14 protein-coding genes are annotated in these 13,280 nt (G+C 66.3%); 9 read left to right on the top strand and 5 right to left on the bottom strand.

Annotated elements, in window-relative coordinates; genetic code table 11:
• The first annotated feature begins 69 nt into the window (after positions 1-69).
• Positions 70-1,293, top strand: a complete 1,224-nt coding sequence (gene efeO, locus F8O06_RS03570) for an iron uptake system protein EfeO (RefSeq protein WP_158037472.1) — start codon at positions 70-72, stop codon at positions 1,291-1,293.
• A 194-nt stretch (positions 1,294-1,487) separates the two neighbouring features.
• Positions 1,488-2,834 (top strand): iron uptake transporter deferrochelatase/peroxidase subunit, encoded by a 1,347-nt coding sequence (efeB, locus tag F8O06_RS03575; RefSeq protein WP_158037474.1) that lies wholly within the window; start codon positions 1,488-1,490, stop codon positions 2,832-2,834.
• Here the strand turns inward: efeB and F8O06_RS03580 are convergent.
• Positions 2,813-3,706 (bottom strand): PHP domain-containing protein, encoded by an 894-nt coding sequence (locus F8O06_RS03580; RefSeq protein ID WP_158031907.1) that lies wholly within the window; start codon positions 3,704-3,706, stop codon positions 2,813-2,815. The genes efeB and F8O06_RS03580 overlap by 22 nt on opposite strands.
• 92 nt (positions 3,707-3,798) lie before the next feature.
• Here F8O06_RS03580 and F8O06_RS03585 point away from each other — a divergent pair, with 92 nt between their 5' ends.
• Complete coding sequence (locus tag F8O06_RS03585; protein WP_158037476.1) at positions 3,799-5,262, top strand: aminopeptidase P family protein; 1,464 nt, start codon at positions 3,799-3,801, stop codon at positions 5,260-5,262.
• A gap of 78 nt (positions 5,263-5,340) precedes the next feature.
• Here the strand turns inward: F8O06_RS03585 and F8O06_RS03590 are convergent, their stop codons facing one another.
• On the bottom strand, positions 5,341-5,871 hold the full coding sequence (locus F8O06_RS03590; RefSeq protein ID WP_158037478.1) for a general stress protein: 531 nt from the start codon (positions 5,869-5,871) through the stop codon (positions 5,341-5,343).
• A 65-nt stretch (positions 5,872-5,936) separates the two neighbouring features.
• Here F8O06_RS03590 and F8O06_RS03595 point away from each other — a divergent pair, with 65 nt between their 5' ends.
• Genes F8O06_RS03595 through F8O06_RS03605 form a run of 3 tightly spaced genes read left to right on the top strand, consistent with a single transcriptional unit; the run spans position 5,937 to position 8,972 of the window.
• Complete coding sequence (locus F8O06_RS03595; protein ID WP_158031904.1) at positions 5,937-7,205, top strand: magnesium transporter MgtE N-terminal domain-containing protein; 1,269 nt, start codon at positions 5,937-5,939, stop codon at positions 7,203-7,205.
• Positions 7,183-7,845: a DUF1003 domain-containing protein gene (locus F8O06_RS03600; RefSeq protein WP_158037615.1), complete on the top strand. Its 663-nt coding sequence runs from the start codon at positions 7,183-7,185 to the stop codon at positions 7,843-7,845. The genes F8O06_RS03595 and F8O06_RS03600 overlap by 23 nt, the downstream gene beginning before the upstream one ends.
• Positions 7,845-8,972 carry an Mrp/NBP35 family ATP-binding protein gene (locus F8O06_RS03605; protein ID WP_158037480.1) on the top strand — a complete coding sequence of 376 codons (1,128 nt, stop codon included), beginning with the start codon at positions 7,845-7,847 and terminating at the stop codon, positions 8,970-8,972. The genes F8O06_RS03600 and F8O06_RS03605 overlap by 1 nt, the downstream gene beginning before the upstream one ends.
• A gap of 104 nt (positions 8,973-9,076) precedes the next feature.
• On the opposite strand, the gene F8O06_RS03610 is transcribed toward F8O06_RS03605, so the two are convergent.
• Complete coding sequence (locus tag F8O06_RS03610; RefSeq protein ID WP_225733363.1) at positions 9,077-9,469, bottom strand: twin-arginine translocase TatA/TatE family subunit; 393 nt, start codon at positions 9,467-9,469, stop codon at positions 9,077-9,079.
• A gap of 55 nt (positions 9,470-9,524) precedes the next feature.
• On the opposite strand from F8O06_RS03610, the gene F8O06_RS03615 reads away from it, so the two are divergent.
• Complete coding sequence (locus F8O06_RS03615; protein WP_158031901.1) at positions 9,525-10,157, top strand: O-methyltransferase; 633 nt, start codon at positions 9,525-9,527, stop codon at positions 10,155-10,157.
• Positions 10,158-10,193: 36 nt separating this feature from the next.
• On the opposite strand, the gene F8O06_RS03620 is transcribed toward F8O06_RS03615, so the two are convergent.
• Both F8O06_RS03620 and dapE read right to left on the bottom strand, forming a co-directional pair.
• Positions 10,194-10,361: a DUF3117 domain-containing protein gene (locus F8O06_RS03620; RefSeq protein ID WP_158031900.1), complete on the bottom strand. Its 168-nt coding sequence runs from the start codon at positions 10,359-10,361 to the stop codon at positions 10,194-10,196.
• A 102-nt stretch (positions 10,362-10,463) separates the two neighbouring features.
• A complete protein-coding gene (gene dapE, locus F8O06_RS03625; protein ID WP_158037482.1) occupies positions 10,464-11,546 on the bottom strand; it encodes a succinyl-diaminopimelate desuccinylase in 1,083 nt (360 codons plus the stop codon).
• A 35-nt stretch (positions 11,547-11,581) separates the two neighbouring features.
• On the opposite strand from dapE, the gene dapD reads away from it, so the two are divergent.
• Together dapD and F8O06_RS03635 are read left to right on the top strand one after the other, a co-directional pair.
• Positions 11,582-12,559 (top strand): 2,3,4,5-tetrahydropyridine-2,6-dicarboxylate N-succinyltransferase, encoded by a 978-nt coding sequence (dapD, locus tag F8O06_RS03630; protein ID WP_158037484.1) that lies wholly within the window; start codon positions 11,582-11,584, stop codon positions 12,557-12,559.
• Positions 12,556-13,242: a TenA family protein gene (locus tag F8O06_RS03635; RefSeq protein WP_158037486.1), complete on the top strand. Its 687-nt coding sequence runs from the start codon at positions 12,556-12,558 to the stop codon at positions 13,240-13,242. The genes dapD and F8O06_RS03635 overlap by 4 nt, the downstream gene beginning before the upstream one ends.
• Positions 13,243-13,280 lie beyond the last annotated feature (38 nt).

A 13,280-nucleotide genomic window follows, 5' to 3' on the forward strand; every position in this document is an offset into this window, starting at 1 on the left:
GTTTTCTCTGCGCTCCGTGCAGAGAATCAGAGAGCGGAGAGATCCGCGACAGTTGGAGGGAACACACAGATGAAGAAGCATCACACTCGGGTGCTCGTCGCCGGCGGCGTCGCCGTGCTGGCAGGAATCAGCCTGGCAGGGTGCTCGTCAAACGGCGGCGATGCGGCACAGTCGTCCGGCGGCGCCGCACAGGTCAATGTCACGCTCACCAGTGACAACGGCAAAGACACCTGCAAGCTCGACACCACCGAGGCCGCTGCCGGCCCCGTGACCTTCACGGTCAAGAACGAGAGCGCGCCGGCGATCAGCGAAGTCGAGCTGCTGTTCAACCAGAAAATCATCGGTGAGAAAGAAAACCTCGCCCCAGGCCTCGACCCGGTGAGCTTCACCTCGACGCTCGACGGCGGCAAGTACCGCATCTACTGCCCTGGCGCAGACACCGAGTACGTCGATTTCACCGTGACCGGTGAGGCCGCCGCCGCCCCCAGCGGCTCGGCACAGGACGTCCTCAACGCCGGTGTGCCCGCGTACGGCAGCTACATCAAAGATCAGGTCGCCCAGCTGGACTCGACGGTCAAAGCCCTCGATGCGAAGGTGCAGGCCGGTGACGTCGAAGGCGCGAAGACTGCCTACGCCACTGCGCGCCCGTACTACGAGCGTGCTGAATCGGCCGTCGACGGGTTCCTCGTACCCGGAAACGAGAACCCCGAAGACAACGCTCAGAACCTCGACTACCTGATCGACATGCGCGAGTCGAACCTCGACGACGCAGCCGGCTGGCACGGCTTCCACGCCATCGAGCGCGACCTCTGGCAGGGCGGTGCGATCACTGCCGAGACCAAGACCCTCTCGACCGAGCTGGTCAAGAACGTCGACATTCTGAACACGCAGGTCATCCCGACCTTCACCGAAGGCCTGAAGCCCGAGGATCTCGCCAACGGCGCAGCCGACCTGCTCGAAGAGGTCTCGACCACGAAGATCACCGGCGAGGAAGAGGCCTACAGCCACATCGACCTCGTCGACTTCGCCGGCAACGTCGAGGGCGCACAGCAGGCGTACGCTTCGCTGCGCGACGGCCTCGACAAGATCGATCCCGACCTGGTGAAGACCATCGACCAGGAGTTCGAGAACGTGCAGAAGATGCTCGACGGCTACCGCGATCCGTCAGCGCTCGGCGGGTTCAAGACCTACGACGAGCAGCTGAAGGCGAGCGACTCTGAGAAGCTCACCAAGGGCATCCAGCCGCTGCACGACGCGCTGGCCTCGATCGCAGAGAAGGTCGCCACCGCGTAGTCTGCTGTCAGAGGTGCACCAGCACCGCTGAGCACAGCGTCGTCTGAGTCGCTCGAGCACAGACGACGACGGCCAAAGGGTCGAAAGATATCGAGTACGCGATGACGCGGGGCGCCGGCACTGAGCCGACGCCCCGCTCTCGCGCAGCAGGCAGCACAGCCGCACGCAAGATTGCAGCAGGGGAAGAACGACAGATGTCAGAGAAACAGCCAGAGAGCCACGAACCCGGCCACGAACCCGGCCACGCACCCGACGCAGGCGCTGAGACGCAGGCGACGGGGGCATCCGCCGAAGAGGCGAAGCCACGAGCCGGCGTGAGCCGCCGTGCGCTGCTGACCGGCACCGGACTCGGCGTCGTGGGAGGTGCGCTCGCCGGAGGCGGCATCACCTGGGCCACGACGAACCAGGACGGCAAAGACACCATCGAGCTGCACGACTCGGTGCCGTTCTACGGGCAGGCGCATCCGGCAGGCGTGCAGACGCCGCCGCAGCGCTACCTGATGTTCATGACGTTCAATGTGAAGACGACTTCGAGGCAGCAGCTGCAGACGCTGCTGGCACGGTGGACGGCCGCAGCCGGCCTGCTGCAGAAGGGCGACGCCGTCGGGTCGGTCGAGCCGACCAGCGAGCAGGGCGTGCCCAAAGACACCGGCGAGGCCTACGGTCTGGCCCCGGCAAGCCTCACCGTCACGATCGGGCTCGGCCCGTCGCTGTTCGCACCCGGGCGCTTCGGTCTCGAGAACAAGCGACCCTCTCTGCTGGCCGATCTGCCGGCTCTGCCGAGCGACAACTTCGACCCGGCGCTCACCGGCGGCGACCTCAGCGTGCAGGCATGCGCCGACGACCCGCAGGTCGTGTACCACGCGGTGCGCAACCTCGCGCGCATCGGGCGCGGGCTGGTCGAGACGCACTGGACGCAGATGGGCTTCGGGCGCGCGTCGGCCGGGCCGGGGCAGCAGACGCCGCGCAACCTGATGGGGTTCAAAGACGGCACGCGCAACATCACCACCGACGACGACTACGAGAAGTTCGTCTGGAGCGACGGCGACGGCCAGGACTGGTTCGCCGGAGGCACCTATCAGGTCGTGCGCAAGATTCGTATGAGCATCGAGACTTGGGACGCCGACCGCATCGGCGATCAGCAGACGATCTTCGGGCGTACGAAGGGCGAGGGCGCTCCGCTGACCGGGTCGAAGGAGTTCGACGACCCGGACTTCGCCGCCACCGACGACCACGGAGAGCGCATCATCGATGTGACCTCGCACATTGCGCTGGCGGCGCACGAGAACAACGACGGGGTGAAGGTGCTGCGGCGGTCGTACAACTACACCGACGGGCTGAACCCGCATGCGCAGCTCGACGCCGGCCTCGTGTTCATCACGTACCAGAACGACCCCGAGCACTTCGCACGTCTGCAGCGGCGGCTCGGCGCGTCAGACCTGCTGAACGAGTACATCTCGCACATCGGGTCGGGCATCTTCGCGATTCCTCCCTCGCCGAAAGAGGGGCGCTACATCGGTCAGGAGCTCTTCGAAGGCTGAGTCGCTCGGCGCTGGGGCTGCAGCACCGGCACACCGGTCGCCTGCTCGACGATGCGCTCGAGCTGATCGGGCGGCGTCAGGTTCTCGCCGAGTCGGTTCGGCTTGCCCGCACCGTGGTAGTCGCTCGAACCGGTGACGATGAGGTCGTAGGTGCGCGCGACCTGCATGAGGTGTGCGCGGAACTCCGGCGGATTGAGCCGGTGCCAGACCTCAAGACCGCCGAGCCCGGCGTCGGCCATCCGGTGCATGAGGTCGTCGTCGGGCCCGGCGCCGCGCCCGACCGTCGCCGGATGCGCGACCACCGGAACGCCGCCGGCCTCGCGAATCAGCGTTATCGCCTCGACCGGGTCGGGTGCGAAGTACGGCTCGTAGTAGCCGGCGCGCGGATGCAGCATTCGGTCGAAGGCCTGGGTGCGGTCTGCGACGATGCCGCGTTCGACCAGGGCGTCGGCGATGTGCGGGCGACCGATCGCCTTCGCCTCGCCTGACTGTGCGAGCACGTCGGCCCAGGTGACGGGGAAGTCTTTGGCCAGCCGGGCGACGATGCGTTCGGCGCGGTGCTCGCGGGAGTCCCGAATCTCTGCGGTCAGCTCGGTGAGCGCCCGATTCGTCGGGTCGAACAGGTAGGCGAGCATGTGCATCGAGCCGCTGCGAGTGATCGTCGACAGCTCCATGCCTCGCACGAGGCCGATGCCCGCCTGCTCGGCGGCGCAGGCGGCTTCGTCCCAGCCGTCGGTGTTGTCGTGGTCGGTGAGTCCCAGGCAGTCGAGGCCGGTGGCCGCGGCCTCGTCGATCAGCTCGGTCGGCGACTGCGTGCCGTCAGACACCCGAGAATGGGTGTGCAGGTCGATGCGAGTGAATGAGAGGGCCATGTCGTCATCGTACGTGAGCCGCTGCCTCGTATCGCCGACGTGCCTCTGCGGCGCGTGAGATCGCCTGTTGACACCGGTGCGAGAATGAGAGCATGAGCGATTCAGCACAGAAGCCGGGTGAGGCGCGCTCGCGCACCCCGAAGAACGAGCACTTTCGCACCTACATCTCACAGGGCTGGGCAGACCGAGAGGCGCAGGTTCCCGACACCGACGTCGTGGCCAGGTTCGCCGAGGATCGCCGCGATCGTCTGCATGCGATGCTTCCCGAACACACACTCGTGGTTCCCGCTGGCGACGTCAAAGTGCGCAGCAACGACACCGACTTCCGCTTTCGGCCGCACAGCGCCTTCACCCATCTGACGGCTTGGGGAGCAGACGCGGTGCCGGGCGCCGTGCTCGTGCTGCCGCCGGTCGACAGCGATGACGAGCCCGTGCTGCTCTTCCGCAAACCCGCCGGCCGAGACACCGACGAGTTCTATGCCGACCCCGCCATCGGCGAGTTCTGGAACGGGCCGCGGCCCGGTCTCGACGAGATCGCGGCTCGACTGGGCGTCAGCACGGCCGACATCCGCCAACTGCCTTCGGTCTTGGGAGCGCACACCGGCCCAGTCTCCGTGATCGCCGGTGTCGATGCGAATGCAGACGCCGCGGTCGACGATTTGGGGGAGCGTCACGACGCCGCTGGCGACAGCCTGCTCGAACGTGATGCGAGCGAACTGCGTCTGGTCAAAGACAGCTGGGAGATCGCGCAGATTCGCGAGGCGGTCGGGGCCTCCAAGGCGGGTTTTGACGACATCCTGCGACGGATGCCGGAGATCAGCGGGCACCCGCGAGGCGAACGTGTCGTGGAAGGGACGTTCTGGGCGCGCGCTCGCGAGCTCGGCAACGATGTCGGTTACGACACCATCGCTGCTGCGGGAGATCACGCGTGTTATCTGCACTGGACCGACAACGACGGCGCGGTGCAGGACGGACAGCTGATTCTGATCGACGCGGGCGTCGAGGTCGACAGCCTGTATACGGCCGACGTCACTCGAACGGTTCCGGTGTCCGGGCGGTTCTCCGCACGACAGCGTGAGGTGTACGAGGCGGTGCGAGAGGCGGCCGATGCGGCGTTCGCGGTGGCTCGTCCCGGTGTGCGTTTTCGCGACGTGCACAATGCTGCGCTCGAAGTGATCGCTCGCAAGACCAGCGAATGGGGGCTGCTGCCGATTCCGCTGGAGCAGACGCTCGACACGGAATGGCAGCTGCATCGCCGTTTCATGGTGCACGGCACCAGCCACCATTTGGGGCTCGACGTGCACGACTGCGCTCAGGCCCGTCGTGAGATGTATCAGGATGCTCTGCTCGAGCCCGGCATGGTGTTCACGATCGAGCCAGGGCTGTACTTCCAGGCCGACGACCTGACGATTCCCGAGGACTTTCGCGGCATCGGGGTGCGCATCGAAGACGACGTGCTCGTGACCGACGACGGCGTGGAGTCGCTGACCGCCTCCTTCCCGCGCACGGCCGACGAGGTCGAGGAGTGGTGCGCGTCACCCGAGACGTCGGAGTGATCGGCGGAGCGGCGGCCTCTCGCACGTGCGTGCAGACAGGATTCTTCTCGTCTCACTCCTGCGCGGGAGGCACGCGGCTCAGATCTGCGGCGCGCGCGGCGGGGTCGGATCCCCGAGCGACGGCATGGTACCGAGGATGCGCTGGGCCTGCCCGGCGACCGACGGATCGGTGACCACCGCATACGCGCTCGCCACGACCGCGGTGGTCGACTGGTAGTTCTTGTAGCGGCGGGTCAACGCATAGGTCACGATGCCCGAGATGATGCCGAACCCGGCGCCCAGTGCGAGAGCGGCGAAGAGGTAGTTCATCCCGTTGTTCGGCGTCCAGATCAGCATGATCAGTCCGAGGAACAAGCCGAACCACAACCCGCTGACCAGCCCGCTGAGAGCCGCCTTCGGGTAGCTCAGTCCGGTGGTGATGCGCTCGATGCTGTGCAGGTCGTTGCCCACGACGCTCACTTTTTCGACGGGGAACTCTTTCTCGACCAGCTGGTCGACGGCGGCGACCGCCTCGCGATACGTCTTGTACTCCGCGACGGTCGTGCCTGTCGGAAGCGTCGGAAACATGTGCGGGTTGGTCTGCCCGGCAGAATTTAGTCCATTGCCCATGACCTCATTGTCGCACTCACGCCGGATTGTCGCACTGGGCTGGGTGCACGGCGTACCATTTGCGTGTGACGTCACCCAAGATCTTTGTCTCCCGCATCATCGGCAGTGGGGTGTTCGACCCTGCCGGTGACCGAGTGGGCCGCACACGTGACGTGGTCGTCACCTATCGCACCGTAGGGCCTCCTGTGGTCGTCGGCCTGTTGGTCGAGGTTCCCGGGCGCAGACGGGTCTTCCTGCGAATCGCCCGGGTCACCGGCATCGTCTCCGGGGCCATCATCACCACTGGGTTGATCAACCTGCGCCGCTTCGAGCAGCGCGCCGGTGAGACGCGCATTCTCGCTGAGATCTTCGGCCGAACCGTGCGCCTGCGCGATTCGCAGCAGACCGGACGCATCGAAGACGTCAGCATCGAGAAGCTGAGCACGGGTGAGTGGGTGATCGCCGACGCCTTCATGCGCAAGCCGAAGACGAACGCATCGCCGTTCTCGCGCGGCGAGACCGTGCTCGTGCCCTGGGATGAGACCGAAGAGATCCACCGTGAGGGCGTCGAACAGGACACCACCCACCTGCTCGCCTCGTTCCAGGAGCTGCAGGCCCCAGATCTGGCGAGCTCGCTGATGGAGCTGCCAGACCGTCGGCGTGAAGAGGTCATCGAGAACCTGTCGAACGAACGTCTCGCCGACGCGCTCGAAGAGCTCGGTCGCAACGACCAGGCCGAACTCGTGCGCACCATCGATGACATTCGTTTCGCCGAGGTGCTCGACCACATGCAGCCTGACGACGCCGCCGACCTCGTCGCCGAGATCGCTCCAGAGCGCAAAGAGAAGCTGCTGCAGCTGATGGAGCCCGAAGAGGCCTCTGACGTGCGTATGCTGCTGCGCTACGCCCCCGACACCGCCGGTGGTCTGATGACCACCGAGCCGGTGATCTGCTCTGCCGACACGACCGTGGCCGAGGGGCTGGCGCTGATCCGCCGACATGAGATCGCACCCGCTCTGGCGGCCGCGATCTGGGTCACGCTGCCGCCCTATGAGGCGCCGACGGGTCGCTACATCGGCATGGTGCACTTTCAGCGGATGCTGCGGTATCCTCCGCATGAGCGTCTCGGCACCCTGGTCGACGACGACATCGAGCCGATGTCCCCTGAGACGTCGGCACTTGAGGTCGCGCGAAATCTTGCCGCGTACAATCTGACGTCGATTCCGGTCGTCGACGGCAACCGACGCCTGCTCGGCGTGGTGACTGTTGACGATGTACTGGACAACCTGCTGCCTGAAGACTGGCGGCACCGAGTCGGGGAGGTGAACGATGATGGCGAAACAGCCGAGCAGTGATCACGGACTGCTGAACGCACCACAGGCACGTCGCGTGCGACTGTGGAAGCGCAAGGATCCTGTCGAGTTCGGCAGCGCCGACACCTTCGGCCGGTTCACTGAGTCGTTCGCGCGTGCGATGGGCACGCCGGCCTTCCTGCTCGGTATGAGCGTGTTCATCATCCTCTGGATCACTTGGAACACGATCGGCCCCGAAGACCTGCGCTTCGACTCGGCGGCGATGGGGTACATCGCCCTGACGCTGGTGCTGAGTCTGCAGGCCTCGTACTCGGCTCCGCTGCTGCTTCTGGCGCAGAACCGTCAGGACGATCGCGACCGTGTGCAGATCGAGCAGGACCGCCAGCGAGCGGAACGCAACCTGGCCGACACCGAGTATCTGGCTCGTGAGGTGGTTGCGCTGCGTCTTGCCGTCAGCGAGCTCGCCAGCGAGCGGTTCGTGCGTGATGAGCTGCGCGAGCAGCTCGAAGATCTGACCGCCACCATCCAGGAGCTGCGCGGCGAGATGACACCGCGACAGGCGGGCGAGGGCATCGCCTCATCGGCTGCTGAGGCATCCGTCGCTGCTCACCGCGACGGTCACGCAGCGACGGCCGCACCTCTGAACCTGGCGGTCGACGGGCAGGCGCAGGAACAGCGCTGATGCTGCCCGATCAGACGTCGAAGCGCATCGACCCTGCTTTGGAGGCAGCGCTTTCGCGCGTGCACGATCCAGAGCTTCGTCGGCCGCTCGTCGACCTGGGCATGATCGAGCAGGCGACGCTCGTCGACGGTCACGCTGAAGCGCTCGTGCGGCTCACGATCACGGGTTGCCCGGCCTCGCAGCGCATCGAGCATGACGTCATCGAAGCGCTCGAAAGCGTCGTGGGCGCAGGCAACGCCAAAGTCACCCTCGAAGTCATGAGCGACGAGCAGCGGCGGGCGCTGCTCGCCTCATTGCGGCAGGGGCACCGCGGCAATCCCTTCGGTGAAGGCACACTCACCCGGGTCATCGCGGTCACCAGTGGCAAGGGAGGCGTCGGCAAGTCGACCATCACCGCCAACCTTGCGGCCGACCTTGCGGCTCGGGGGCTCGACGTCGGGGTGCTCGACGCTGACGTCTACGGATTCTCGATTCCCGGCCAGCTCGGCATAACGACCGGCCCGACCAAGCTCGACGAGCTGATGCTGCCGCCGATCGGCCATGGGGTGAAGGCGATCTCGATCGGCATGTTCGTGGGGGCGGGCAAAGCCGTCTCGTGGCGTGGACCGATGCTGCAGCGCACGCTTCAGCAGTTTCTGACCGACGTGCACTTCGGTGATCTCGACGTGCTGCTGCTCGACCTGCCGCCGGGCACCGGCGACGTCGCGCTGACGGCCGGGCAGCTGCTGCCGAACGCCGAGGTGGTCGTCGTGACCACGCCTCAAGAGGCCGCCTCCGAGGTCGCCGTGCGAGCCGGACTGCTCGCCGGGCAGCTGGGACAGAAAGTGGCTGGCGTCGTCGAGAACATGTCGTGGCTGCAGCAGGGCGATGAGCGCATCGAGGTCTTCGGCTCGGGTGGGGGTCGGCGCGCCGCCGACGAGCTCAGCCAGGATCTCGAACGCCCCGTTCCGCTGCTGGGACAGATTCCGATGAGCATTCCGGTGCGTGCCGGCGCCGACATTGGGCAGCCGGTCGTGCTGACGGCTCCGGAAGACCCGGCGGCTCAGGCTCTGCACGCACTGGCAACCAGGCTCGTCGAGCGACCTCGCGGCCTGCAGGGTCGGCAGCTGCCGCTCAGCGTCGGGTGACGAGGGTGCGATTCTGTGCGCACGGGACAGAGCATCTTTTCGGGCTCGACGAATGGCCTGTGCACAGTGTGATCAGCAGGCACGCCGACCGATGAAGTGCGTGATCAGGTCGCGTCGTTGTCGAAAGGTGCCGGTCGCTGATTGCGCTCACGTTCGGCTCGCTCGCTTGCGACGAGCGCGGTGGCGGTGAGGGCGGTGGATGCGACGGCCCCGGTCGCCGCTCCGGCTGCACCTGCGGCGGTTGTGACGGGCGGATCGTCCTGCAGCGCCTCGGCGATGATCCGACGCGGATCGTACTGGCGTGGGTCGAGCTTCTTCCAGTCGAGGTCGTCGATGGCACCGTCGGTCTCGTCTTTGACACGCTGCTTGGAGCTCTCGAGAAACTCTTTGACCTTGCGCGTGCCACGACCGAGCAGCTCTGCGTAGCGCGGTAGATTCGCCGGGCCGAGAATGAGCGCAGCAACCACTGCTACCAAGAGGATTTTCTCGAAACTCATTCCCACAGGTATTACAGTAGCCGAGTTGTTCCTATGCTTGCAGCAGGAGGTTGCCATGACATCAGCGGCGAACATCGCCAGGTACACGGCCGAATACCAGACCGAGCCTGAGACGATCGAACGCGCTCGAGCTGCGGCGCTCGAGTGGAATGTTGAGGCAGTCTCACCGATCGTCGGCGCGCAGCTTGCACTGCTCAGCGGTGCCGTAGACGCCCGTAACATCGTCGAAGTGGGCACGGGGACCGGTGTCAGCGGTCTGTGGCTGCTGAAGGGCGCACCAGAGGCTACGCTGACCACGATTGAGTCAGAGGTTGACTACCAGCAGTCGGCCAAACGCTCGTTCGCTCAGGCAGCCCTGCCAGGGTCGCATGTGCGCGCCATTCTGGGGCGTGCATCAGGAGTGCTGGAACGACTTGCCGACCGTTCGTACGATCTGGTGTTCATCGACGCCGACATCGCTTCGGCGCCCGCCTACGTCGCACATGGACTGCGACTGGCACGACCGGGTGGACTCATCGTGCTGGCCCACGCACTGGCTCATGGTCGAGTGGCCGATCCAGCGGCTCGGGATGCCGAGACGACTGGGCTGCGAGATCTCATCGAAGAGATCGGCAAGCGAGACCAGATTCGATCATCGCTGCTTCCGCTGGATGACGGCCTGCTGACTGTGGTGGCCCCCGCGAGCTAGAGGCCTGAGCGAGCTAGAAACCCGGTCAAAACCGGTTCAGGCGACCACGTCGGCCAGAACGGAGTGCAGCTCTTTGGCCTCGTCGGGTGTGACGGAGACGACAAGTCGTCCGCCGCCTTCAAGTGGCACGCGTACCACGATGACCTTGCCCTCTCGGACGGCCTCCATCGGTCCGTCACCAGTGCGCGGTTTCATCGCTGCCATGGCATATACCTCTTTCTGAGCGATACGAGCGTGCTGCTTTGCACCACTCCAGTATCTCACGAGCGCTCGAAAAGGGGCAGAGCGAGCCTCTGATGCCCGGGGTCAGCGCAGCCAGGCGACCAGCGCATCCAGACAGCGCGGCACTTCGTCGACGCGCAGGCGTTCGTCGTCGGCGTGCGCCAGCAGGGCGTCTCCGGGGCCGAAATTGACCGCGGGGATGCCGAGCGCACTGAATCGGGAGACATCGGTCCAGCCGTATTTCGGCTTCGGTTCGCTGCCGACGGCCTCGACGAACTCCTTGGCGATCGGGGCGTCGAGCCCGGGGCGGGCCCCCGGCGACATATCGATGAACTCGATTTCGTAGCCGGCGAAGAGGTCGCGCATGCGCTGTTCTGCCTCGGCTGCGCTGCGGCTCGGTGCGAAGCGATAGTTGACGTGCACGGTGCACTCGTCGGGAATCACGTTGCCGGCGACACCTCCCGTGATGCCTACGGCGTTGAGACCTTCACGGTAGGCAAGACCGTCGACCGTGATCGTCTCGGGCTCGAAGTCGCGCAGAATGTCGAGAATGCCGGCGGCGGCATGAATCGCATTCACCCCGACCCATGCGCGGGCGGAATGCGCGCGCCGACCCCGAGTGTGCAGCAGGAAGCGGCACGTGCCGTTGCACCCGCCTTCGATCTCGCCACCGGTGGGCTCGCCCAGGATGGCGAAGTCGGCGGCCAGCCACTCAGGGTGCTCACGCGAGACTCGGCCCAGACCGTTGAGGTCGGCGGCGACCTCTTCGTTGTCGTAGAAGACGTAGGTCATGTCGACGCTCGGGGCGGGCACACGACCCGCAACGGCCAGAAACACGGCGTCACCGGCCTTCATGTCGACGGTGCCACGACCGTTCAGCCAGGTGCCTTCGGCGTCGGTCGTGGTGGTGGTCGGCACGTTATCCCGGATCGGCACGGTGTCGAGGTGCCCCGCCAGAAGCACTCGTCGGTCGCGTCCGAGGTGCGTGCGCGCCACAACGGTGTCGCCGTCGCGCAGCACCTCGAGGTCGGTCTGCGTGCGCAGCGCATGCTCGACCGCGTCGGCCAGCCGTCGTTCGTCACCCGACTCAGACGGAATGTCGCAGATGGCGCGGGTCAGGTCGATGACCGAGCCGGAGAGGTCGAGAGCGTCGGGCGAAGTGTTCATGGTCAACATGGTAGCGACGGGTACAATCTGTGCCTATGACTGACACCCCAGACAACGCACCCCGCATCGGATTCGGCACCGGCCTCGCCACGCTCACTGCGAAGGGCGATGTGCTGGACGTGTGGTTCCCGCTGCCCGAGCTGCTCGAGAGAGTCGAAGACGCGCCGGGCCAGCAGCCGGGGCTCGAGTCGCACTTTGCTGGGCTCGTAGAAGGCGAGCAGGCGCGAGACGAGCTGCGCGAGGTCGAACGCCGGGTGATCTCAGTTGTCGTCGACCTGCAGCAGCCCGTCGAAGACACCGCTGATGCGTACCTGCGCCTGCACCTGCTGTCGCATCTGCTGGTGCAGCCCAACTCGATCAACCTCGACGGCATCTTCGGCCACCTGCCGAACAACGTCTGGACCAACCGCGGGCCGGTCGAGCCCGACACCTTCGACCGTCGCCGCGGGCAGCTGCGCGCGGCAGGCGTCGTCGCGCTGCTGGTCGACAAGTTCCCGCGTCTGATCGACTACGTGAGCCCCAAGGGCGTGCGCATCGGAGACGGCGCTCGCGTGCGTTTGGGTGCACACCTCGCACCAGGCACGACGGTCATGCACGAAGGCTTCGTCAACTTCAACGCCGGCACTCTCGGCGAGTCGATGGTCGAGGGACGCATCTCGCAGGGTGTCGTGGTCGGCGACGGTTCGGACATCGGCGGCGGCGCATCCATCATGGGCACGCTCTCGGGCGGCGGTCGCGAGCGCGTGCGCATCGGCGAGCATGCGCTGCTCGGCGCGAATGCCGGCATCGGCATCTCGATCGGTGACGACAGCGTCGTCGAGGCAGGGCTCTACATCACGGCTGGCACCAAGGTCACGCTGCTTGGTGCAGGCGGCACACAGCGCGTCGTCAAGGCCGTTGAGCTGAGCGGCGAGAGCAACCTGCTGTTCCGTCGCAACTCGGTCACCGGTGCGGTGGAGGCGCTGCGTCGAAAGGGTCAGGGCATCGAGCTGAACCCGGAGCTGCACGCTTGAGTGCCGCGTTCAGCGACGAGGCCTGGACGCTCACGGCGGGGCTGCGTGCGCAGATCGACGAACTCGACTTTCTGCGCGAGCTCGGTGACGGCACGCTCGACATGGACGACTTCCTGTTCTATCTGCGGCAGGATTCGTTCTACCTGACGGGTTACGCCAAGGCGCTCGCCTTTGTGGCGACCCACGCGCCCGATCCGCAGAGCGCCGCTTTCTGGGCGGGCGCAGCAGCCGAAGCGAGCACCGGCGAGACCGAGCTGCACGAGACGCTGCTGCCGCACGGCCGTGCCGAAGAGGTGCGCGAGCCGCTGCAGGCGTCGCCCACCTCGCTCGGCTATACGTCGTACCTCGTCGCCACCGCTGCGACCGAGTCGTACGCCGTCGCCGCGGCTGCTCTGCTGCCGTGTTTCTGGGTGTATGCGGATGTGTCGGCTCGGCTGGCCGTGCACGCGCACGACGTGCTCGCGGCCGATCCACGGCATCCGTTCGCCCAGTGGGTGGCCAACTATGACGGCGAGGACTTCCAGCACGCCGTGGCCGAAGCCCGACGCTGGACGGATGCAGCGGCCGAGCAGGTCGGCGCCGACGAGCGCCAGCGCATGCTCGACGCATTCCTGATCGCCACGCGCTACGAGCTGCTGTTCTGGCGCACGGCGAAGCTCCGCGAGCGCTGGCCTGAGCACTGAGCAGGATGCACGCAGGCGCATGCGCTGAGACGGATGCA

Source organism: Pseudoclavibacter sp. CFCC 14310, assembly GCF_008831165.1.
Classification (GTDB): Bacteria; Actinomycetota; Actinomycetes; order Actinomycetales; family Microbacteriaceae; genus Pseudoclavibacter_A.